Below are 20,904 nucleotides of genomic sequence, written 5' to 3' on the forward strand. Positions count from 1 at the left end.
GCGCGGCGGGGCGGTGCGGCCCCGGCGGACGGCTGCGCGAGCGCCGTCCGCGGCCCGCTCCAAGAGTCATGGACACGACCAGGCGGGGCAAGGAAGGGCCTCCGCCTGTGGCACGGAAGTGACCATTCCGGCACCGTGTGACCGCCCTGCTACCGACCTGCGACCGCCGTGGCACCGCAGAGTGACCGTCCCCTCCCCCCGGTCCGCACGGCACCTTCCGCCGGCCACCGGTACAGGGAGTCTGTGGGCCGTGACACAGGGGGGTGGGCGGTCGGCACGGCCCGGGTCGGATAGCCTGACCGACGGATATCTCTTCACATCAAGATTCAGGGATGTCCAGCTCCAGGGGCCATGAGCCCCCACCGCCAGCTGTCTAACGGAGATCGCCATGACCCGCACTCCCGTGAATGTCACCGTGACCGGCGCGGCCGGCCAGATCGGCTACGCGCTGCTCTTCCGCATCGCCTCCGGCCACCTGCTCGGCCCGGACGTGCCGGTCAACCTGCGTCTCCTGGAGATCCCGCAGGGTCTCAAGGCCGCCGAGGGCACCGCGATGGAGCTCGACGACTGCGCCTTCCCGCTGCTGCGCGGCATCGAGATCACGGACAACGCCGACGCCGCGTTCAACGGCGCCAACGTCGCGCTGCTCGTCGGCGCCCGTCCGCGTACCAAGGGCATGGAGCGCGGTGACCTGCTCTCCGCCAACGGTGGCATCTTCAAGCCCCAGGGCAAGGCCATCAACGACAACGCCGCGGACGACATCAAGGTCCTCGTCGTCGGCAACCCGGCCAACACCAACGCGCTCATCGCGCAGGCCGCCGCCCCGGACGTTCCGGCCGAGCGCTTCACCGCGATGACCCGCCTCGACCACAACCGCGCGATCTCGCAGCTGGCCGCCAAGACCGGTGCCGCCGTCTCCGACATCAAGAAGCTGACGATCTGGGGCAACCACTCGGCCACCCAGTACCCGGACATCTTCCACGCGGAGATCGCCGGCAAGAACGCCGCCGAGGTCGTCAACGACGAGGCGTGGCTGGCCGACACCTTCATCCCGACCGTCGCCAAGCGCGGCGCGGCGATCATCGAGGCCCGTGGCGCGTCCTCCGCCGCCTCGGCCGCCAACGCCGCCATCGACCACGTGCACACCTGGGTCAACGGCACCGCCGAGGGCAACTGGACCTCGATGGGCATCCCGTCGGACGGCTCCTACGGCGTCCCCGAGGGCATCATCTCGTCGTTCCCCGTCACCACGAAGAACGGCTCGTACGAGATCGTCCAGGGCCTGGACATCAACGAGTTCTCCCGCGCGCGCATCGACGCGTCGGTCAAGGAGCTCGTCGAGGAGCGCGACGCGGTCCGCGAGCTCGGCCTGATCTGACCGATCCGATCGGATCCGTCCGATCGCATCCCCGGGGGCTGCCCGCAGCCCGACCGGTCCCACATCCCGGAGCGCCCGTACGGCACCAGCCGTGCGGGCGCTCCGGCGTATGCGGGCGCCTTTCGGTGCGTCCCGGAGGGAAGGGCCCCGGCGCGCGGCGTGAAGGTCGCGTGCTCGGCGCCGCCCCTGCACCGCACCGGACACCGCCCGCCGATCCGACGCGCAGGGTCAGACACGGCCTGGAGCGCAATCGCCTCGCGCCACCGCCCCGCCGCCCGCTACATTGGCGTCCTTTCCCATGCAACTCCTGTGCGATCGAGCCGGGTTGCTCTCTGAAGGGGTGCCGGTGACCGTGACTTCCGTGCCGCCGCAGGAACCGCACGGCGGGGACGAACCGGGTGGCAGGCCGCCCGTTCACCCCGCGGGCAGTGAGGCGTGCCGACTGCTCTGCGCCGGAGTCCACCACCACGAGGGCTTCCGGAGCGCGGTGATCGACCACCTGTACGTCCAGGAGAACCGGATCGTCGCCCCCTCCGCGGGCTTCGACGCGGCCCGCGTCCTGGCCCACGCCCTGTGGGCCCGTAAGACCCAACTCCAGTGGGCGGCGGGCACGCTGGCGTTCTGGGTACTGGCCATCGTCGTCACCCAGGGCTTCTTCGCCATCCTCGCCGGGGCGGCCTTCTGGCTCGGTGTCGCGCGGCTGATACGGGGCGCCGACGCCGAACCGCCCTTCTACCGCGTCGTCCCGGCCCTGGTGATCCGCTGGTACGCCCGTTTCATCCTGGGCCTGTTCGTACTCACCGTCCTCGTGACGGTGCTGGGCGGCACCGTCGGATTCCTCGACAGTGGCGACTCGTACGACTCCTACGACGGTTACGGAGGCTACGGCTCCGGCTCCAGCGGTTCGGGCGACGGCTTCCTCGACAGCCTCCCCGGCGTGTTCGCCCTGGGGCCGTCCCTCGTGGGCGGTCTCTCCGACGGGATGCCCACCTCCGTGCCCTGGCTCTGCCTGCTGGCCTTCGCCGGACTCGCCTCCCTGGTGGGCCTCCAACGCGGCCAGTTCTCCCGGGTGATGGGCGCCGAACTCTCCCCGCAGCGCTTCGCCGACCTCGCCGCCGACCCGGCCGAAGGATACGCGGGCGGGCGGTTCCGGTGGCTCCGCGACCGCATCAGGGTGGAGCAGAGCTCCCCGCTGATCATGTACAACGAGGACGATCCGTTCTGCGGGAGCGGGGACACCCGCCGCGCCTGGAACCTCTCCGTCGAACTCCGGCCGCGCACCGACGCCAAGGCCGAGCCCATCGACAACGCGGCGATCCTCCGCCGGATCGTGCCGCTGCTCGAAGGGCTCCGGGTGCCGTCCCCGCACGGCTCGCCGCAGGCCGCCGCCGCCGTGCGCGACCGGCTGCGCGAACTCCAGGTGGACGAGTGCGTGTTCCTTCCCGTACGCGGGCTGCCGAGGCGCCAGGACGCGCCGTACGGGCCGGAGGGGTTCGAGACGCACCGGCTGGCCGCTGTCGAGGAGGGCGGCGAGAGCCGCAGGCACTTCCTGCGGATCAGGGTCGGCGGCTGGGGCGAGGAGGTCGTCGTCACCGTCTTCGTCCGGGTCCACACCCAGGGCGGGATGCTGATGCTGGAGGTCGCCCCGCACATCCTCAAGCCGCTGCTGCCGTTCTTCCGCGACCTGGACCAGATCGCGCACCAGCACCGCAACAACAGCTGGTTCGGCAAGGCCTACTGGGCGGTCACCCGGGTGCCGGGCTCGCTGATGGGCTCGCTGATCACCCTCGGCAGGGGCGGGGCCGGCAGCGGGAAGCAACTCACCGAAGGCCATGGCGGCGCGCTCCCCGAGGGGCCCGCGCTGTCGGTCCGGGAACTGGCCTCGGACACCCGGGCCACGCTCTTCCAGGAGATGGACATCGACCGCTACCTCAAGAGCATCGAGGACCGGGTGACCGGCGGGGTGCGGCTGGCATTGCGCGAAGCGGGCTGGCAGACCGACGAGTTCGAGCAGAAGGTCGTCCACATCGGCGCGGGCGGGGTCTTCATCGAGTCCGCGACCGACAGTGCCATCGGCGTCGGCGACAACAACACCGTCACCAGCAACCGGCTGCGTGCGGAGCGGCGCGGCGGCGGCGCCCCGGGCACCCCCGGTGCCGCCGGGTCCTCGGGCACCCGGGGCCCCTCGGGCACTCCGCCGCGGCGGGGGCCGGGCTCGGGGCCGTCGTCCCCGCCGTCGTCGCCGTTCGGCCCCGGCCGGGGCCCGAGAGACCAGTAGTAGTGACCGAGCATCACCGGAGGGACATCACGATGGGAAGCACGGACGGACAGCAGAACCCCCCGCCCGGCGTGTACATCGGTTCCGTGACGGGCAGCCCGCTCGCCATCGGCAACCACAACAAGGTGACACTGAACCAGGGTTCGGTGCCGGGCTCCGACGAGCACGCCGAACTGCTGCGTACGGTGAAGGAGTTGCGCGCCGATCTCGCTCGCTTCGTCGCCACCGACGTCACGGGGGCGCTCGACTCCGAACTCGCCGCCGTCGCCGAGGAGATCGAGACGGAAGGCGTCGCCGCGCCCGGACGGCTCGCCCGTCTCCGCGAGGCCATGGACGCGGCCGGCTCCTTCGTCGCCACCTTGGCGTCGGGCGTCGCGGTCGGCCATGAGCTCTCGGCCCTGCTGGGAGGCTGACCGATGACGGGCGGCGGCGCACCGCGCTGGAACGACGAGACACAGAGGTGGGAGACGGGCGACCAGCCCCCGTCGGCCGTACTGCCCCCGCTCCCCGCCTCCCCGCCGGTGGCCCCGGCCCGGCCGGCGGCCCCGCCCGGGCCGTACGTACCGCCACCGCCCGACGGCGCACCGGACGCCGCACCCGGCGGATACGTCTACGGCCCGGACGGGCGGGGCGGGTTCGCGGGCGGGGCCGATCCCGGTCGGGGCGGCGGAACCGGCGGTGGCTTCGTCGGCGGGTTCGTCGGCGAGATCGAGCCCGGGGACGGTGTACGGGAGGAGCGCGTCGGCACGGCGTGGCAGCGGTTCACCCCGCTGACCGCCGGACTCACCGTCGGTGTGCTCGCCGCGTGCACGGCCGCCCTCTGGTTCACGCTGGCGAAGGACGACGACCACCACCCCACGGCCCAGGGGGCGTCGGCCTTCGTGTCCGACTCCCCGGTGGACGTGGTCGGGGGCGAGAGCGCCGACGAGGAGTCCGCCGCCGAACCGACCGGTGAGGGCCCGGCGCCCACGGACGAGGAGACCGCCACGGCGACGCCCGAACCCGGGTACGCGACCGTCTCGGACCAGAGCGGCTTCACCGTCTTCGTGCCCGAGGAGTGGCGGCACCGCACCGAGGACGACCACGGCGTCTACTACACCTCCGACGACGGCACCTCGCTGCTCCAGGTCTGGCAGGTCACCGGGTTCACCAGCGCCATGGACGCGGTGCAGGCCGCCTCCGAGAGCCGCAGCGCCAGCCCCGGGTTCCAGGAGATCAGCGTCGAAGCGGTGGGCTCCTCGGACGGCGGCGACGGCGCCGAGCTGGTCTACGCGTACGACCACGAGGCGACCGGCACCCGCCGCCAGGTGGTCGACCGGGTGTTCACCGCGTCGGACGGCAGGCTGTACGCCCTGCTGGTCGCCGCGCCCGACACGGCGTGGCCGTTCCAGGAGGAGATCCTCGCCCAGGCCCTGGCCGGCTTCGCCCCGGAGGGCTCGGCGCTCTGACCGCCGCGTGCCCGCGGGGCCGGGTCGGCCGGGCGGGCACGCGGGTGGGTGCGCGGGTGGGTCAGTGCGCGCCCGGGGTGTAGTGGCCCGGGACCATCCGGGTGCTCACGGCGAAGCGGTTCCAGCCGTTGATCACGTTGATCGCGGCGACCAGGTGGGCCAGCTCGGTCTCGTCGAAGTGCTTGGCGGCCTTCTCCCAGACCTCGTCCGGGACGAACCCGTCGGTCACCACGGTGATCGCCTCGGTCAGCTCGATCGCCGCGATCTCCTTCTCCGTGTAGAAGTGCTTCGACTCCTCCCAGGCGCTGAGCTGCACGATCCGCTGGACGGTCTCGCCCTGGGCGAGGGCGTCCTTGGTGTGCATGTCCAGGCAGAAGGCGCAGTGGTTGAGCTGCGAGGAGCGGATCTTCACCAGCTCGCCGATGACCGGGTCGAGCCCCTTACGGGCCGCCGCGTCCAGCCGGACCATGGCCTTGTAGACGTCGGGGGCGAGCTCCGCCCAGTTGAGGCGCGGGGTGTGCTCGGGGGCGAACTCGGACGTGGCGTGGGTGTGGGTCGGTGTCGTCATGCCCACCACGCTACGGCGCGGGTGGCGCCCGGCTATGGTCCATTTCCATGACGGATTCCTGGGCCACTTTCGGGGCCGACCTGCACCTCGAACCGCATGCCGGGGGTCTGCGCGACGGGCTGATGGAGGCGCTGCGGGACGCCGTACGCACGGGAAGGCTGGCGCCCGGCGCCCGGCTGCCGTCCTCCCGGGCGCTCGCCGCGGACCTCGGGATCGCCCGGAACACGGTGGCGGACGCGTACGCGGAGCTGGTCGCCGAGGGCTGGCTCACCGCCCGCCAGGGCTCGGGGACCCGGGTCGCCCGGCGGTCGGAGCCGCGCGGCGGAACCCCGGCCGCCCGCAGGACCCTGCCCGCCCGCCGCCTGCCCACGTACAGCCTGATGCCCGGCCAGCCGGATCTGGCCTCCTTCCCGCGCGCCGCCTGGCTCCGCGCCTCCCGCCGCGCGCTCACCGACGCCCCCAACGAGGCCTTCGGGTACGGAGATCCGCGCGGCCGCATCGAACTGCGCACCGCCATCGCGGAGTACCTCGGCCGGGCGCGCGGGGTGTACGCCGACCCGGAACGGGTGGTGATCTGCTCGGGCTTCATCCACGGACTGCGCCTGGTGGGTTCGGTGTTGAGGAATCGGCGCGTGCGCGAGGTCGCCGTCGAATCGTACGGACTCGACTTCCACCGGGGCGTCCTCGCCGACGCCGGACTGCGTACCCCCTGCCTCCCGCTCGACCACCAGGGGGCGGTGACCGACGAGTTGGCGGGCATGCGCGGGGTCGGTGCCGTGCTGATGACGCCCGCCCACCAGTTCCCGACCGGCGTCCCGCTGGACCCGGACCGGCGGACGGCGGCCGTCGACTGGGCGCGTGCGACGGGCGGGGTGATCGTCGAGGACGACTACGACGGCGAGTTCCGGTACGACCGCCAGCCGGTCGGCAGTCTTCAGGGTCTCGACCCCGACCGGGTCGTCTACATCGGCACCGCGAGCAAGTCCCTCGCCCCGGGGCTGCGGTTGGGCTGGATGGTGCCGCCCGCCGACATGGTCGAGGAAGTCGCCGCCGCCAAGGGCTTCTCCGACTGGACCACCGGCTCCCTGGAACAGCTCGTCCTCGCGGAGTTCATCGCCTCGGGCGCGTACGACCGCCACGTGCGCGCGATGCGGCTGCGCTACCGGCGCCGCCGCGACCAGCTCGTCGCGGCCCTCGCCGAACGCGCCCCGGACATCCGGATCAGCGGCATCGCGGCCGGGCTGCACGCCGTCCTCGAACTCCCCGAAGGCACCGAACGCTCGGTGATCTCCGCCGCCGCCTTCCAGGGACTGGCCCTGGAAGGCCTCTCCTTCTTCCGCCACCCGGACGCCGGACGCGAGCGTGACGCGCTGGTCATCAGCTACGGCTCCCCGCCCGACAGCGCCTGGAAGGGCACCCTGGACGCGCTCTGCCGCGTGCTGCCGTGAGGTGGGCCCGCCGGTGGATGTGCTTGCCGCGAGGTGCGCCTGTCGCGAGGTGCGCCGGCCGTGAGGTGCGCCCTGTGCGGGACGCGGTGGCCCGGTTACCGTGCGGGCGAGGATACGGGGAGGGGCGGCACATGGGGTCGGCGATGCTGACATTGGCGGCAGCCGTGATCGGTGGTGCCGTCTCGCTCGTGTCGGTCCTGCTCGCGCAGCGCCACGCGCAGCGGGTCCACCAGCGGGAGCAGGAGCGCCTTGAGCGCCACCGCCGGGAGGACCTCACGCGGGCTCGGGCGGACCGCCTCCTCGCCGAACGGCAGGCCTCCTACGTCAGGTTCAACGCGGCGGCGCGGACGGTCAGGGACACCCTGGCTGCCTGCGTGATCGACCTGAGGCGTGCGGGGCGGCTGGACTCCTCGCGCCGAGACGCGCTCCAGGAGAGTTGGCGGGCGTACGTCGCTCAGCACGCGGAGGCGAACATCATCGCCTCGGACGAGGTCCATGGCCTGGTCGGCGGGGTCAACGGAGCCCTGCAGAAGATCCATCGCCACGCCGTACGCCTGGACACCGGCCCGCCGGAACCGGGAGACGGCCTCGACGCCCTGGGCGAGCAGATCGAGGAGCTGTGGGAACGCCTGGTCGCCCTCCGCGAGGGGATGCGCCACGACCTCGGCATGACCTCGGAGTGAGGTCCGGCGGGTGGTCCCGGGACGATGACACCCGGCCGTGGCCACCCGGCCGCTGCTTCCGCCGGGGCGACCGGACGCGCTCGCGCCCTCACCAGCCGAGCAGATCCATGGACTCCCGTTCGAGCCACTCCAGGAACGACACCGGCCGGCCGTCCAGGGCCAGCGGAAGGATCAGGTCGCAGGTGGCCCGGCCGTCGAACCACAGGGAGCCCCGGAGCGGACCGGTGACGACGAGCAACGTCGCGAAGCCGCAGCCGTTGTCCTGGACGAACACGGCGCCGGAGGTCTTCCGCTCCTGGAACACCTCGTACTCGGCATCCCACCGCGCCCACGCCTGCCGGTGGACATCGGCGTCGGGAAAGTCCTCGGGCCGCGGCTCACGGGCGTTCAGGGCGTCCTCGCGGTCCCGGTAGGAGTCGGGATGCGGAAAAGGGGCGGTGAGCAGGGCGTAGTTGGTGTCGCCGTCCCCCTCCCAGCCCCAGCCCGCCGCGGTGCGCCGCAGACGGTTCACCGCACCGCCCGCACTCCTGCTCAGCAGGTACTCCCGGTACTGATCCGGGAACGTGATGCCCAACTCCGCCTCAGCCTCGCGGACTTCCGTCTCGGAGAGGGGCGGCGGGCACGTGTCCGGTCCTGCTGCGGGCGGGCGGCCGGACCCGCAGGGGCGGCGGCCCCGGGCCAGGCGCTCGGCCTCCGCCGGCCAGTCGGTCGTCATGCGGGTGAGGATAGGCTGACGCTGGACCTGGACGACCCCCGCGCTAAGCCGTGTCTGACCCTTCTCGCCGGGCGGTCGGCGCCTGCCCGGCGGGGGATGGTCGGACACGGCCCGGGCTGAGCCCCGCCGGTGACCTGAGCCGCCGCCGTCACGCCCTCGGAGGGAACCCGGCGGTCAGATGGGCCATGAGCTGCCCCGGTGCGTCCTCCTGCAGGAGGTGGCCCGCGCCCTCGATCCAGTGCAGTTCGGCGTGCGGGACGTGCTCGTGCAGCCATCCCGCGTACTCCGGGGGAAGGATGCGGTCCTCCCGCCCCCAGATGATCCGTACCGGAATCGAGAGGTCGCCCAGCAGTTCCTCGTACGCGGCGGTGTCCGCCTGCCGGATCTGGCGGTACTGCCGGTAGAAAGCGGCCTGCCCCGCCGCTCCGCGCCACGGGGCGAGGTGCGCGTCGAGGACCCCCGGCCGGAAGCCGGTGTGCGTGGCGTGGCGCAGGTGGGCGGCGACCAGCGCCTCGTGCGCGTACTCCGGGAGCCGGCCGAAGACGTCCGCGTGCTCCAGGATGAGCCGGAAGAGGCCCCGCTCCCAGTCGCCGCCGCTCACCGCGTCGAAGAGGGTCAGGTCCCGGTACTCCCGCTTCTCCAGCAGCAGCGTCCGCAGGGCCACCGCGCCGCCGATGTCGTGCGCGACGACGCTGGGGCCGGCCAGCCCCCAGTGGTCGAGGAGCGCGGCGAAGTTCCGCGCGTGGGCCGCGAGGCCGAGGTCCTGCCCCTCGCCCTGGTCCGACCGGCCGAAGCCGAGGTGGTCGAAGACGTAGACCGTGCGGGTGCGGGCGAGGGCCGGTGCGATGTCCCGCCAGAGGTACGAGGAGTACGGGGTGCCGTGCACCAGCACGACGGGGTCCCCGCTGCCGAATCGGTTCCACCGGATCGTCCCGTCAGGCGTCCCGAACTCCTCGTTCAGCTTCCACTCCACGGTGGACCTCCCTCTCTCTGGCATGGCCGGCGCGTTTCGCGAGCCGTCTGCCGGTATTCCCGGAGAGTGGGCGTCTGCCCCGGAAACACCCGGGCACCACCCTCCCGTGGAGTGCGGTGACGGTTCCCGGGGGCCGGCGCGGTCGGGGCCCGGAGCGGCCACCGGACCGCCCACCGGACCGCCCACCGGACCGCCCACCGGAACGTCACGGAAGCACCGCCGAACCATCGCCGGACCGCCCCGAACTCCCCCGAACCGCCCCCGGAACACGCTCACTTATTCGCCGCGCGGGCCCGCCCGGGCGGCCTATGATGCTCCGATGCTGAAGCTCACCGACGTCATCCTCGACTGCCCCGACCCCTGGAAGCTGGCCGAGTTCTACGCCAAGGTGCTGGGCTGGGAGATCAACCCGGAGGCCAGCCAGGAGGACTGGGTCAACCTCCGCAACGACGGGATCGAGCTGTCGTTCCAGCGGGTGGAGCACTACCAGCCGCCCGACTGGCCGGGGCAGGAGCACCCGCAGCAGTTCCATCTCGACTTCGAGGTGGACGAGTTCGAGCCCGAGCACCAGCGGGTGGTCGAACTGGGCGCGACCTTCCACAAGAGCTTCGTCGGCGAATCCGGGTACGGCTGGCAGGTCTATACCGACCCGGCCGGGCACCCGTTCTGCCTCTGCCGCAACCGCCCCCAGGACTGAGGGGCCACGACGACGGCCGACGACCTACGACCGAGCGCCCCGACTCCGTGACGGAGCCGGGGCGCTCGTGCGTGCAGGCTTCGTGACAGAGCCGGGGCGCTCGTGCGCGCAGGCTCCGCCCCAGGACGAAAAACCCCAGGTCACACGTCCGTGGTGCACGGCAGGGCCGCGATGTCGTCGATGGGCAGCAGGGCGATGCCACCGGGCGGCATGGCGGCGAACAGGGCGGTGGCCGCCGGGTCGTCGGGAACGGAGCCCTCGGTCTCCGCGAAGTACTCCGTCATGTACCCCCGGACCGGCTCGGACGGTACGACCGCCGCGCTGTCCGCCGCGTCCGCGAGCTCCGGCGCGGTGGTGAGCAGCGCCAGCACCATGCCGGGCACCCGGGCGGCACCGGGGCGCAGGGAGGGCTGGAAGTAGGGCACGTCCAGCACGCGGGCGCCGTGGCGGGCGTAGAAGCGGATGCGGGCGGTCTGGTCGCCGTGTTCGCCGTCCGGGCGGTGCGCGGCGGGGTGTTCGACCTCGGCGAGGGTCAGCAGCGGGTGGACGCGGGCCTGCCAGCCGGTGCGGATCTCGCCCATCAGGGCGCCGCCGATGCCCGAGGATCTCAGGTCCCGGCGCACCGCCATGTACGAGAGCAGCAGCACCCCGCTGGCCGGTGACCACTCGGCGATCGCGGCACCGTCGGGGCGGCCCTCGCGGACGACGGCCGAGATCCACTGCGCCCCCGACTTCAGGCCGGCGCGCAGCTCCTCGCGGGTGACCAGTTCGTGAGCCGGGAAGTTGGGGACGAGGAGTTCGTCGTACACCACGTCCAGCAGCGGACTGTCCAGCCCGATGTCGGTCACCTGCATGTCGTCTGTCCCTTCCTGCGCCTGCCCGGGGTCCCCGCCCGCGGCGGGCGGGTACCGCGGTGCGGCGTGCCGAGTAGCTGACCGGGCGCCCCGAGGAAACCCCCGCCGGCACCCGGCACCAGGGAACAGCCTGGCAGACGGAGGCGCACGGGCGGGCCGGGTCGATCGTTCGGCCCGCGCGTGTCATCGGCGTCCGGGTCAGGGGGCCGTGGGCTCGGCCAGGGGGTCTCCGGCTGACTCATGGGCCGCTTCGAGGCGGCGGTCGACGCAGGCGGTGATGGCGGGTACGACCGCCGTCATCTGCGGGCGCCAGCCGGGCACCGCGTTGACCTCGCAGACGGTGAAGGTGTCCTCGGAGGCGAAGAGGAGGTCCACTCCGGCGATGGCGAGCCCCATCGCCTCGGCCGCCCGTACGGCCAGCGCCTCCGCCTCCGGGAACTCGCCCGGACAGACGGTGGCCGAGCCGCCCTGGCCGATGTTCGAGGCGAGGCCGCCGTTGCGGGAGGTGCGTACGGCGGCGCCCACGGTCTCCCCGTCGACCACGATCAGGCGCAGGTCCCGGCCGTGCGAGTGGGAGACGTACTGCTGGAAGAGGTGCGGGGTCTCCTGCGCCAGGGCGCCCGCGATGCCGCGCAGCAGGTGGGTGTCGGGGGCGAGGAAGACCTGCTTGCCCTTGTGGCCGGTGACCGACTTGACCACGCACGGGGTGTCGAGGCCGGTGGTGCGGACCACGCCCTCCAGCGGCGCCGTCCCGTACGAGAGGGTGTCGGGCACCGGAAGTCCGGCCACGGCCAGCTCCTGCATCTGCCAGACCTTGTTGCGGCAGACGAGATGCGCCGCCAGCGGATTGACGAGGGTGGCCCCCATGCGTTCCAGGTGCCGCAGCAGGGTCACCTCGCGGTCGTAGTGCATGGTGCCCGGGGTCTGGCGTATGAGGACGACCTTCGGCGCGGGTACCTCCGCACCGCCCAGAGTCCGCAGGAACAGCCGCCCCTGGTGGACGCCGAACACGAACTCGTTGGTGTGCCAGACCGCGAACCTCGGGCCGTGGAGCGCCGCGAGGGCGTCCGCCAGTCTGTGCGTCGCACCTTGCAGCGGTACGGGGAGCGCCCGTACCAGCAGCCATACGTCCGTGGTGGGCAGTAACTCCGTACGCTCCATGGGATGTTCGCCTCTCCGGGTTCGGCTTCGACTTCGGCACCGGCGCCGGCTTCGTTGTCGGGACCGGCGTGCACCCTAGCTCGGGGTGGGTGAAATCCCTCTGGGAACACGGATGTTGCACACCAAAGAGCGCCCCGCTCCGGTTGTGCGGGGCGTTCACGCGGAGAAGGCCACGGGGGTGAGCGGCGCGTAGCGTACCCGGACCGTCCGGCGCCGGTCGCGGGGCGCGGGCCCGAGGAGGGGTGGGCCCGTGCCCTCGCGGTCACAGCCGTTCGCCCCGGCTCCGCGCGTTGCACCGCGCGTTCTCGGCGCGCAGCCGCTCGGCGGGGTCCGCGAACCGGACCTGCTCCGGATCGGCCTGCCACTCGGCCCCTCCGGCCACCGGCCGCAGCCGCCAGAAGGCGCCCGCGGTGCTCCGGAACTCGCCGATCACCCCCGGCCGTGACGCGTCCACCACCAGCGCCCCGACGGCGGGTTCGCTTCTCTTGGCGTTCACTCTTCTCGTCCTCTCCGCACCCTGGTGGTGCTCTTCGGGACGCCTGGTGGGCGTCCCGGCATCCCTAGAGTGAGGCAGAAACGGGCCGGTTGGTATGGAAACGGAGACCGACCTGCGCGGGGGTCATCCGGGTGCATGCGTCCGGGCCCTACCAGCGTCGTCGCGGCGCCCGCTCCGGACGGCCGGGCCACGGGTCGGGAGCGGGGGGATGAAAACCGGGAGGCAGGTTGACCGGTATGCGGTCGGCTCCTGCGAGCGCGGCGCGCGGGCCCGGCGGTGAGGGGTGCGGGCGTACCCGACGCGCCCCTCACCGCCGTCTCAGGAAGCGCTGCCCGGGGCCGGCTCGAAGGCCGTCGGCAGGGAGCCTGGGGTGACCGGGGTCCGCTGGCCGGAGCCGGTGACCGGCAGCCGGGCGCCGTCCTGGGCCGGGTCCACGTACCGCGCGAACCAGGCGTCCAGGCGGGCGGCGAGGTCGATGCGCTCGGCGGCGCGGGCCGGATCGTCGGCGAGGTTGTGCTCCTCGCCGGGGTCGGCGGCCAGGTCGTAGAACTCGTGCGGGCCGTGCGGGTAGCGGTGGACGTACTTGAGGTCCCGGGTGCGGATCATGCGGACCGGGCCGTACTCGTCGTAGACGACGACGCGTTCGCGGTCGGCGGCCTCGGTGGCGGGTTCGCTGACCCGCCGGGCGCCCGGTGCGGTGTCCGTGGGGGCAGGGTCCGCTTCCGTCGGGATGTCCGCTCCCGTCAGGATGTCCGCGAAGGAGCGGCCCGGGAGGGCGGGGTCGTGGTGGTGGCCGAGGCCGAGGTGGTCCACCAGCGTCGGCAGCACGTCGTACTGGGAGAGCAGCGCCTCGCTGTGCCGGCCGGCCGGGATGCGGCCGGGCTGCGCGATCAGGAAGGGCACCAGCACCGAGCTGTCGTACATGTTCTGCGGGAAGGTGCCGTTGCCCTTGCCCCAGATGCCGTGGTGCCCGGCGTTGAAGCCGTTGTCGCTCGTGAAGATCACCAGCGTGGATTCGCTGAGCCCGAGCGCGTCGAGCCGGTCGAGCACCCGGCCCACCGCGGCGTCCATCGCGGTCGTGGCCGCGAAGTAGCCGACGAGGGCCTCCCGGGTGGCGCTCTCGCCGCCGACGGGGGCACCGTCCGCGTCCACGGGCTGCCAGGGGTGCGCGGGGCCCTGCGGGCAGCTGTCGAAGGCGCAGTCCTCGTACAACGCCGTGTACTCCGCCGGGTGCTGGCCCTTCCACGGCTTGTGCGGGGCGGTGAAGTGCAGGGAGAGGTGGAAGGGCTCGGGGCGGTCGGACTCGGTGGTGAGGAAGTCCTGCGCGTCCGCGGCGAGCGCGTCGGTGAGGTACGCGGGCTCCTCGGTCCGCACGCCGTCACGGTAGAGCGGGGCGCCGTAGTAGGGGCCGCCGCCGCTCTCGTGCGCGTACCAGTGCACGAAGCCCTTGCGGGGCCGGTCGTTGGCGCCCAGGTGCCACTTGCCGCTGAGGCCGAGGCGGTAACCCGCGTCGGCGAGGACGTCGGTGAACAGGGTTCTCCCGGACAGGAAGTCGATGCCCGTCCGCCCGGCGTGATGGTACGAGAGCCAGTCGTGCACCCCGTGCTGGGAAGGCAGTTCGCCGGTGAAGAGCGAGGCGCGGGCCGGCGAGCAGACCGGCGAGGTGCAGAAGAAGCGGCTGAAACGGACCCCGCGGTCCGCCAGCGCGTCGAGGTGCGGGGTGCGGATCTCGTCGTTGCCCGCACAGCCCATGGCCCACGGCCCCTGGTCGTCCGAAAGGATCAGCAGGACGTTGGGGCGGTACGGATCGCGGCTGGCCATGGGGGTCCTCCTCGGTTGGACCGGACGGGAGTCGGGCGGCCCGGACGGGAGCCCGGCCCGGTGCCGGAGTACGGGTGCCGGGCGCCGGAGCGCGGAGCCGGGCGCCAGGCGCGGAAGCCGGGCACGGGAGCCGGGCACGGGAGCCGGGCGCCGGGCGGGACGGGCGGCGGCGGGTGGTGTCACCGGCTCCCGGCAGTCGGCACTTCGCCGGCACGCCCCAGTTGCGCCGGGCTGTGCAGAGCCTGGGGTCTGGTGGCCGGACAAGTCAACTGTTTCAGGCGAATGAATTGCTGATGTCTTGGGTTCGGGTTCGACTGCTCGTTCCGCGCCGGCCACCCGCTACCACCTGCTGATGAGCCGGACTTGTGGCAGATCGACTGCCGACCTCCCTGAATTCATAGGCAATTCATGCGCTCAGAGAGCGATTGACCCCTCTATGAATGGCTGGAAATCATTGGGCCACCTCGCACGCCCCGCCTCAGACCCCCGTCTCCGAGGAGAGCCATGCCTTCCGACCGATCCGCGCGCCTTTCGCGCCGCACCGTTCTCGCCGTCGCCCTGGCGGCGACCCTCGGCCTCACGGCATCCGCTTGTTCCTCCGGCGCCTCCTCGGCCGGCGGGGGCGGCGACTCGTTCACCTACTGGTCGATGTGGAAGCAGAACGAGCCGCAGGCCAAGGTGTTGCAGGCCGCGATCGACACGTTCACCAAGGACACCGGCATCAAGGTCCGCGTGCAGTGGAAGGGCCGGCAGGTCGTCCAGCAACTGGCCCCCACCCTGAACACCGCCAACGTCCCCGCCGACCTGGTCGACTCCGCGGACCGCTTCGCCTACGCGCAGCTCCAGGCCACCGGCCAGGCGCTCGACCTCACCCCCGTGCTCGACCAGGAGATACCCGGCGAGACCGGCAGCACCGTCGGCAGCGTCGTACCGGCCTCCTACCGTGACCTGAACACGGACAAGGGTGCCCTCTGGCAGATCCCCTACGAGGTGCTCACCACCCAGGTCTGGTACGACGGCAAGGCCCTGCCCGACGTGGCCGCCAAGCCGCCGGCCACCTGGGAAGAGTTCACCGCGCTGCTCGCGGACCGGAAGAAGGAGCGCGGCGACGGCCCGCTCGCGCTGGACGCCGACATCGCGGACTACTCCGCCTACTGGACGTACTACGCCGTCCTGCGCGCACTCGGCCCCGGCGCCTTCGGCAAGGCGGCCACCGACCCGACCGGGAAGGGCTTCGAGGCACCGGAGTTCGTCGCCGCCCTCAAGCGGGTCCAGGACCTGGTCAAGGCCAGTGACTTCACCCGGGGTTACGACGGCTCCAAGTGGCCTGCCGTGCAGCAGAAGTGGGCCCAGGGAAAGTCGGACTTCCTGCTGCTGGGCACCTTCGCTCCCAGCGAGACCGCCGAGTTCGCCTCACCCGGCTTCAGCTACCGCTCGTTCCCCGTACCGGCGGTGAACACGGACGGCGGGAAGCAGGCGCAGGACATCTCGCTCATCGGCTTCTCCATCCCGAAGAAGGCGAAGAACACCACCGCCGCGAGCAAGTTCATCGCCTACTTCTTCGCCAAGCAGCAGCTCGCCGGCATCTCCACCGAGGCCAAGAACATCACCCCCCGCGCCGACATCCCCGCCCCGGCCGAACTCGCCGACGCGCAGAAGGCCTTGGCCGCCGGTACGCCCGTCAAGACGCTCGACGGGGTGAAGGAGACGGCGGCCGAGTGGTACACCAAGGTCTTCCAGCCGCTCAACACCAGCTTCATCACAGGCAAGCTGAGCGCCGAGTCCCTCGCCGGGAAGCTCAAGTCCGGCACCGCGGACTACTGGAAGAACGCCTCGTGACGGCCACCGAGGTGACGGCCGACGGAGTGCGCCCCGTCGACGGGAAGGGCGCCGACGGGAAGGGCGCCGACGGGAAGGCCGCGGACGTGAACCCGACCGACGTGAAGGGCGGCGGCGGGAGGGCGGGCGGAGCGCGTACCGGCAGGAAGCCGTCCGCCGTACGCCCCGCCGCCACCCGCACCAGCCCGCTCGCCGCACGGCGCCGCAAGCTGTTCTGGCCGCTCCTCGCCCCGGCCGTCCTCGTCTACGTCGTCTTCTTCGCAGGCCCGTCGCTCTACACGGTGTGGCTCAGCTTCAACAAGTGGGCCGGGGCGGGCCCCATGACCTTCGTCGGCGTCGACAACTACCGCCGCCTGTTCGACGATCCGACCTTCCAGCAGTCCTTCACCAACACCCTGTGGATCATCCTGGGCGTCGGCGGGCTGACCTTCCTGGTCTCCTTCGGGCTGACGATGGTGCTCCGGGACATGAGGGGCCGCAAGGCCGCCCGCTCCATCCTCTTCTTCCCCAACATCGTCCCCAGCGTGGTGCTCTCGATCCTCTGGGGGTTTCTCTTCCAGCACGACGGACTCGCCGACGCGCTGATGGGCGCCCTGGGCATGGAGCACCCGCCGAACTGGCTCGGCCAGAGCAATATCTTCCGGGTCATCATGGTCGGCCTGGTCTGGACGTCGACCGGCTTCTACACCACCATCCTGATGGCCGCCGTGGACCAGATCCCGCCGGAGCTGTACGAGGACTGCGAGCTGGCCGGAGCCAACGCCTTCCAGAAGTTCCGCCATGTGACCCTGCCCCTGATGTGGGAGGTCGTCGGAGTCTGCGCGGTGCTCTGGACCATCAGTGCCGTCAAGGTCTTCGAGTTCATCTACGCCTTCGCCGGAGCGGCCGGACAGATGCCCGACGCCGGGGTGTGGAACACCGCGCTCTACACCTACGGGGAGGCGTTCGCCTCCGGTGGCGTGCCCCGCTACGGCTCCGCCGCGGCGAGTGCCGTCGTGATGGTGACCCTGGTCGGTGTCCTCGTCGTCCTGATCCGCCGCGTCATGCGGCGCGACACCGTGCAGTTCTGAACGCGCGGCACCGTGCAGTTCGGAGCGCGCGGCACCGTGCACTTCCGAGCGCGCGACACCGTGCGGTCATGGCCGCGCGGTCCTTGCCCGGCCGGATCGCGCCCGGGGACGCCGGTACTCCCGGAGCCCTCCCCCGTACCCCCGAGACACCCCGCACCCCCAGACCCCAGGAGGCCCCGTCGCCATGGCCGTCACCACGTCCGGTCGTCCCCCCGGCCGCCTCGCCCGCATGAGGGGCCGGCTCACCACCACCCAGGTCCTCGGCGTCCCCCTGGTCTGGATCGTCGCAGGCTTCAACGTCCTCACCGGGCTGTGGCTGCTGCTCTCCTCGCTGAAGAGCGCCGACGAGATCTTCAGCTCCCCATGGCACCTGCCGGGCTCCCCGCACTGGGACAACTACGCGCGGGCCTGGAGCGAGGGGAACTTCGGACCGGCGGCCCTCAACACCGTCGTGGTGGTGGCGGGCACCGCAGTGATCACCCTCGTGTTCGCCGCGCCCGCCGCGTACGTCCTCAGCCGGGTCACCACCCGGTTCAACGGCGGTTTCGTGCTCTTCTTCGCCCTCGGCCTCGGCATCCCCGCCCAGGTCGTGATGCTGCCGCTCTTCGTCGTCATGAACAAACTCCTCCTCGTCGACAGCCTGTTCGGCCTGATCGTGGTCTACGTCGCGACCTCGCTGCCCTTCGCCGTCTTCTTCCTCACCGGCTTCTTCTCCACCCTTCCGGTGGAGCTGGAGGAGGCCGCCGCGCTGGACGGGGCGTCCGCCTTCCTCACCTTCTGGCAGGTCATGCTGCCGCTGGCGCGCGGCGGCCTGGTCACCGTGCTGATCCTCAACGTCATCCAGCACTGGGGCGAGACCGTGTTCTCCCTCGTCTTCATCCAGAACACCGACCACCAGACGCTCTCCCTGGCACTCCTCGGCTTCCTCCAGCAGATGCAGTACAACGGCGCAGACTGGGGCGGCCTGTTCGCGGGCGTGGCCGTGGTCGTCCTGCCCGTCCTCGCCTGCTACGTATGGCTGGGCCGCCGGATCATCGAAGGCATGACCGTCGGCTCCGTCAAGTGACCTGCGAGGGAGACGACATGCCCGACGAGATGCCCGACGACCTGCCCGACGGGATGCCCGGTGGCGCGCCCGACGGGAAGCCCGGCCGCGCGGCCGGGCCGGCCGGCGCGCAGGGGCCCAAGGATCTCAAGTTCCGCAAGCTCGCCCAGGAATTGCGTCAGCAGGTGCGGGACGGCGTCTGGCCGGCCGGCGGACGGCTGCCCACCGAGAAGCAACTCGCCCTCGGTAACGGCTCGTCGGTCTCCACCGTGCGGCGCGCGGTCGACGAGCTCATCGCCGAGGGACTCGTCGTGCGACGGCAGGGCTCGGGCACCTTCGTCCTGGCGCCCGGCGTCCCCCGGGCCGCCCGCGCCCTGATCGGCGTACTCGTCCCCGACACCACCTTCTACTACCCGCAGGTCCTCCAGGGCATCGAGGAGGGACTCTCCGCCGCGGGAGCCCGCCTGCTGCTCACCTGCTCCGGGTACGACCAGGAGCGCGAGGCCAGGGACGTGGCGGACCTCCTCGACGGCGGGGCGGACGGGCTGCTGCTGGTTCCCACCTTCAACGGACCGGAGCACCGCGAGAGTTACCTGGCGCGGATCGCCGCCCTGCCCGTACCCACCGTACTGATCGAGCGGCGCGGCACCTCGCTCGGCGACACCAGCGAGTACGTCTGCACCCACCACGAGGCGGGCGCCTACGACGCCGTACGGCACCTCGCAGGACTCGGCCACCGCTCCATCGGCCTGGTGCTGCGCGCCCCCGCCCCGACCGCCCCGCCCCTGATCGACGGGTACCGGCAGGCTGCGGCCGAACTCGGCTGCGCCACGGTGGAGTTCGAGGCACCCCGGCAGGAGTGGAGCCCGGCCACCGCCGACCGGGCGCTCGCCGTGCTCCGTACGGCCGGAGCCACCGCCGCCGTCTGCTTCGGCGACCGGCAGGCCGCCCTCCTGGAGGGCGCCGCCCGCCGGGCCGGGCTCACCGTCCCAGGTGACCTCGCCCTCGTCGCGTACGACGACGAGATCGCCGATCTCGCCGACATCCCGCTCACCGCCGTGGCACCCCCCAAGCACCTGCTGGGCCGCACCGCCGCCGAGACGCTGCTGCGGCGGCTGCGCGAGCCCGGATCGGCACGCCACCGCATCCTGCTGCGCCCCAGCATCACCGTCCGCCAGTCCTGCGGCGCGCGGCCCACCGGTCCCGAAGCGGCCACCCGCCCCGGCACCACCCCCGCCTCGACCATCCCCACCCCCGCCTCGACCCCCCACACCCCAACCTCCGCACCCAAGCAACGGGAGATCACCTCGTGACGGACATTCGGCTCGGTCTGATCGGCGCCGGCGCGGTCGGCGTCCTGCACGCGCGGGCCGCCGCGACCACCCCCGGGGTACGTGTCACCGCCGTCTGCGACCTGGTGGAAGCGACCGCGCGCGGGGTCGCCGAGCCCCTGGGCGCCGCCGTGTTCACCGACCACCGCGCGCTGATCGCCTCGGGTACCGTCGACGCCGTCGTGGTCAACACCCCGCACGCGCTGCACACCGCGATCGTGACCGACAGCGCGGACGCCGGGCTGCACGTCCTGGTCGAGAAGCCGATGGCCACCAACTCCGCCGAGTGCACGGTCATGGAGCGTGCCTGCGCGGACGCCGGGGTGGTGCTCTTCGTGGGGCACATCCAGCACTTCCTGCCCCCGATGGCGGCGGCCCGCGCGGCCCTCGACGCGGGTGCCGTCGGCGAACTCCTCGCCGTCAGCGACTGGCGCTCCACCGACTACCGGCCGGGCAGCCGCCCCGCCTGGTTCTTCGACCCGGCCGTCTCCGGCGGCGGCGTCTTCGTCAACATCGGTACGCACTGCGTGGACCGGCTCGTCTGGCTGGCGGGCCGCCGGGTCCGCGCGGTCAGCGCCACCGCCGTGCACCGGGCCGGTGCGCTGCCCGGCATCGAGACCGACATGATGGCCCGGCTGGAACTGGAAGGCGGCCTCGTCGGGCACATCGGGGTCACCAGCACCGGACTGCCCTCCCGCGACGAACTGCTGCTGATCGGCGAGCGCGGCGCGATCCGGGTGGCACGCGGCTCCGGCGCGACCCTGCACACCGAGCACGCGCCCGGCAGCGCCCCCACGGTGCTCGCCGCCGAATCCCCCCAGGACGTGCCCCGGGCGTTCGCCGCGCAACTCGCCGCTTTCGGTGCGGCGGTACGCGGCGAACAGGCCCCGGCCGTCTCGGCGGACCACGGACGGCACGTCGTCGAGGTCGTCGAGGCCGTCTACCGCTCCAGCGGCACCGGCGAGCGCGCCGGGACCCCCGCCCCGGTCGGCGCTCCCGCCGCCTGAAACGACCCCGACCCCACCGCCCGACCCTCGCCGCCGGACCCCTGTCACCGCTCCCCACGGCACCACCGAGGTCCCCGCACCACCGCACGTTC

At 72.5% G+C, this 20,904-nt stretch carries 19 protein-coding genes; 12 read left to right on the plus strand and 7 right to left on the minus strand.

The genetic code is table 11. The features are described 5' to 3' along the window. Nucleotides 1-388: 388 nt before the first annotated feature. The 4 genes from OG599_RS21290 (at nucleotide 389) to OG599_RS21305 (ending at nucleotide 5,104) form a co-directional block, all read left to right on the plus strand. The gene (locus OG599_RS21290; RefSeq protein WP_327177568.1) at nucleotides 389-1,378 is read left to right on the plus strand and encodes a malate dehydrogenase; all 990 of its coding nucleotides are present in this window, start codon (nucleotides 389-391) and stop codon (nucleotides 1,376-1,378) included. Nucleotides 1,379-1,724: 346 nt separating this feature from the next. After that, nucleotides 1,725-3,656 carry a hypothetical protein gene (locus tag OG599_RS21295; protein ID WP_327177569.1) on the plus strand — a complete coding sequence of 644 codons (1,932 nt, stop codon included), beginning with the start codon at nucleotides 1,725-1,727 and terminating at the stop codon, nucleotides 3,654-3,656. Nucleotides 3,657-3,688: 32 nt separating this feature from the next. Further along, nucleotides 3,689-4,069: a hypothetical protein gene (locus tag OG599_RS21300; RefSeq protein WP_327177570.1), complete on the plus strand. Its 381-nt coding sequence runs from the start codon at nucleotides 3,689-3,691 to the stop codon at nucleotides 4,067-4,069. Nucleotides 4,070-4,072: 3 nt separating this feature from the next. Then, nucleotides 4,073-5,104: a serine/arginine repetitive matrix protein 2 gene (locus OG599_RS21305; protein WP_327177571.1), complete on the plus strand. Its 1,032-nt coding sequence runs from the start codon at nucleotides 4,073-4,075 to the stop codon at nucleotides 5,102-5,104. Between the two features lie 61 nt (nucleotides 5,105-5,165). Here the strand turns inward: OG599_RS21305 and OG599_RS21310 are convergent, their stop codons facing one another. Continuing rightward, nucleotides 5,166-5,672, minus strand: coding sequence for a carboxymuconolactone decarboxylase family protein (locus OG599_RS21310; RefSeq protein WP_327177572.1), 507 nt, complete (start codon nucleotides 5,670-5,672; stop codon nucleotides 5,166-5,168). Between the two features lie 47 nt (nucleotides 5,673-5,719). Here OG599_RS21310 and pdxR point away from each other — a divergent pair, with 47 nt between their 5' ends. Together pdxR and OG599_RS21320 are read left to right on the plus strand one after the other, a co-directional pair. Then, nucleotides 5,720-7,120 (plus strand): MocR-like pyridoxine biosynthesis transcription factor PdxR, encoded by a 1,401-nt coding sequence (pdxR, locus tag OG599_RS21315; RefSeq protein WP_327177573.1) that lies wholly within the window; start codon nucleotides 5,720-5,722, stop codon nucleotides 7,118-7,120. Nucleotides 7,121-7,263: 143 nt separating this feature from the next. Continuing rightward, nucleotides 7,264-7,803 carry a hypothetical protein gene (locus tag OG599_RS21320; RefSeq protein WP_327177574.1) on the plus strand — a complete coding sequence of 180 codons (540 nt, stop codon included), beginning with the start codon at nucleotides 7,264-7,266 and terminating at the stop codon, nucleotides 7,801-7,803. 88 nt (nucleotides 7,804-7,891) lie between these two features. On the opposite strand, the gene OG599_RS21325 is transcribed toward OG599_RS21320, so the two are convergent. After that, nucleotides 7,892-8,518 carry an SMI1/KNR4 family protein gene (locus OG599_RS21325; RefSeq protein ID WP_327177575.1) on the minus strand — a complete coding sequence of 209 codons (627 nt, stop codon included), beginning with the start codon at nucleotides 8,516-8,518 and terminating at the stop codon, nucleotides 7,892-7,894. Nucleotides 8,519-8,666: 148 nt separating this feature from the next. Continuing rightward, nucleotides 8,667-9,491 carry an alpha/beta fold hydrolase gene (locus OG599_RS21330; RefSeq protein WP_327177576.1) on the minus strand — a complete coding sequence of 275 codons (825 nt, stop codon included), beginning with the start codon at nucleotides 9,489-9,491 and terminating at the stop codon, nucleotides 8,667-8,669. A gap of 319 nt (nucleotides 9,492-9,810) precedes the next feature. Between OG599_RS21330 and OG599_RS21335 the strand changes: the two genes are divergently transcribed. Next, complete coding sequence (locus OG599_RS21335) at nucleotides 9,811-10,188, plus strand: VOC family protein (RefSeq protein WP_327177577.1); 378 nt, start codon at nucleotides 9,811-9,813, stop codon at nucleotides 10,186-10,188. A 140-nt stretch (nucleotides 10,189-10,328) separates the two neighbouring features. On the opposite strand, the gene OG599_RS21340 is transcribed toward OG599_RS21335, so the two are convergent. The 4 genes from OG599_RS21340 to OG599_RS21355 form a co-directional block, all read right to left on the minus strand. Continuing rightward, on the minus strand, nucleotides 10,329-11,042 hold the full coding sequence (locus OG599_RS21340; protein ID WP_327177578.1) for a GNAT family N-acetyltransferase: 714 nt from the start codon (nucleotides 11,040-11,042) through the stop codon (nucleotides 10,329-10,331). A 198-nt stretch (nucleotides 11,043-11,240) separates the two neighbouring features. Then, nucleotides 11,241-12,203, minus strand: coding sequence for a RimK family alpha-L-glutamate ligase (locus tag OG599_RS21345; protein WP_327177579.1), 963 nt, complete (start codon nucleotides 12,201-12,203; stop codon nucleotides 11,241-11,243). 262 nt (nucleotides 12,204-12,465) lie between these two features. Continuing rightward, nucleotides 12,466-12,699 (minus strand): hypothetical protein, encoded by a 234-nt coding sequence (locus OG599_RS21350; protein WP_327177580.1) that lies wholly within the window; start codon nucleotides 12,697-12,699, stop codon nucleotides 12,466-12,468. Between the two features lie 318 nt (nucleotides 12,700-13,017). Then, complete coding sequence (locus OG599_RS21355; RefSeq protein ID WP_327177581.1) at nucleotides 13,018-14,520, minus strand: sulfatase-like hydrolase/transferase; 1,503 nt, start codon at nucleotides 14,518-14,520, stop codon at nucleotides 13,018-13,020. A 504-nt stretch (nucleotides 14,521-15,024) separates the two neighbouring features. Here OG599_RS21355 and OG599_RS21360 point away from each other — a divergent pair. The 5 genes from OG599_RS21360 to OG599_RS21380 all read left to right on the plus strand — a co-directional run bounded on the left by OG599_RS21360 (nucleotide 15,025) and on the right by OG599_RS21380 (nucleotide 20,812). Continuing rightward, complete coding sequence (locus tag OG599_RS21360) at nucleotides 15,025-16,359, plus strand: ABC transporter substrate-binding protein (RefSeq protein ID WP_327177582.1); 1,335 nt, start codon at nucleotides 15,025-15,027, stop codon at nucleotides 16,357-16,359. After that, nucleotides 16,356-17,429 (plus strand): carbohydrate ABC transporter permease, encoded by a 1,074-nt coding sequence (locus OG599_RS21365; protein ID WP_327177583.1) that lies wholly within the window; start codon nucleotides 16,356-16,358, stop codon nucleotides 17,427-17,429. Before OG599_RS21360 ends, OG599_RS21365 begins: the two co-directional genes overlap by 4 nt. Before the next feature lie 184 nt (nucleotides 17,430-17,613). After that, the gene (locus OG599_RS21370; protein ID WP_327177584.1) at nucleotides 17,614-18,495 is read left to right on the plus strand and encodes a carbohydrate ABC transporter permease; all 882 of its coding nucleotides are present in this window, start codon (nucleotides 17,614-17,616) and stop codon (nucleotides 18,493-18,495) included. A 17-nt stretch (nucleotides 18,496-18,512) separates the two neighbouring features. Beyond that, a complete protein-coding gene (locus OG599_RS21375) occupies nucleotides 18,513-19,787 on the plus strand; it encodes a GntR family transcriptional regulator (RefSeq protein WP_327177585.1) in 1,275 nt (424 codons plus the stop codon). Continuing rightward, nucleotides 19,784-20,812 carry a Gfo/Idh/MocA family protein gene (locus tag OG599_RS21380; RefSeq protein WP_327177586.1) on the plus strand — a complete coding sequence of 343 codons (1,029 nt, stop codon included), beginning with the start codon at nucleotides 19,784-19,786 and terminating at the stop codon, nucleotides 20,810-20,812. Before OG599_RS21375 ends, OG599_RS21380 begins: the two co-directional genes overlap by 4 nt. The last annotated feature ends 92 nt before the right edge of the window (nucleotides 20,813-20,904 follow it).

The sequence above is a fragment of the Streptomyces sp. NBC_01335 genome (assembly GCF_035953295.1).
In the GTDB taxonomy this organism is placed as follows: domain Bacteria; phylum Actinomycetota; class Actinomycetes; order Streptomycetales; family Streptomycetaceae; genus Streptomyces.

Coding starts and splice junctions, on each gene's coding strand:
- OG599_RS21290 (WP_327177568.1), top strand. CDS start 389: ATGACCCGCACTCCCGTGAATGTCACCGTGACCGGCGCGGCCGGCCAG.
- OG599_RS21300 (WP_327177570.1), top strand. CDS start 3,689: ATGGGAAGCACGGACGGACAGCAGAACCCCCCGCCCGGCGTGTACATC.
- OG599_RS21305 (WP_327177571.1), top strand. CDS start 4,073: ATGACGGGCGGCGGCGCACCGCGCTGGAACGACGAGACACAGAGGTGG.
- OG599_RS21310 (WP_327177572.1), bottom strand. CDS start 5,672: ATGACGACACCGACCCACACCCACGCCACGTCCGAGTTCGCCCCCGAG.
- pdxR (WP_327177573.1), top strand. CDS start 5,720: ATGACGGATTCCTGGGCCACTTTCGGGGCCGACCTGCACCTCGAACCG.
- OG599_RS21320 (WP_327177574.1), top strand. CDS start 7,264: ATGCTGACATTGGCGGCAGCCGTGATCGGTGGTGCCGTCTCGCTCGTG.
- OG599_RS21325 (WP_327177575.1), bottom strand. CDS start 8,518: ATGACGACCGACTGGCCGGCGGAGGCCGAGCGCCTGGCCCGGGGCCGC.
- OG599_RS21335 (WP_327177577.1), top strand. CDS start 9,811: ATGCTGAAGCTCACCGACGTCATCCTCGACTGCCCCGACCCCTGGAAG.
- OG599_RS21340 (WP_327177578.1), bottom strand. CDS start 11,042: ATGCAGGTGACCGACATCGGGCTGGACAGTCCGCTGCTGGACGTGGTG.
- OG599_RS21345 (WP_327177579.1), bottom strand. CDS start 12,203: ATGGAGCGTACGGAGTTACTGCCCACCACGGACGTATGGCTGCTGGTA.
- OG599_RS21355 (WP_327177581.1), bottom strand. CDS start 14,520: ATGGCCAGCCGCGATCCGTACCGCCCCAACGTCCTGCTGATCCTTTCG.
- OG599_RS21360 (WP_327177582.1), top strand. CDS start 15,025: ATGCCTTCCGACCGATCCGCGCGCCTTTCGCGCCGCACCGTTCTCGCC.
- OG599_RS21370 (WP_327177584.1), top strand. CDS start 17,614: ATGGCCGTCACCACGTCCGGTCGTCCCCCCGGCCGCCTCGCCCGCATG.
- OG599_RS21375 (WP_327177585.1), top strand. CDS start 18,513: ATGCCCGACGAGATGCCCGACGACCTGCCCGACGGGATGCCCGGTGGC.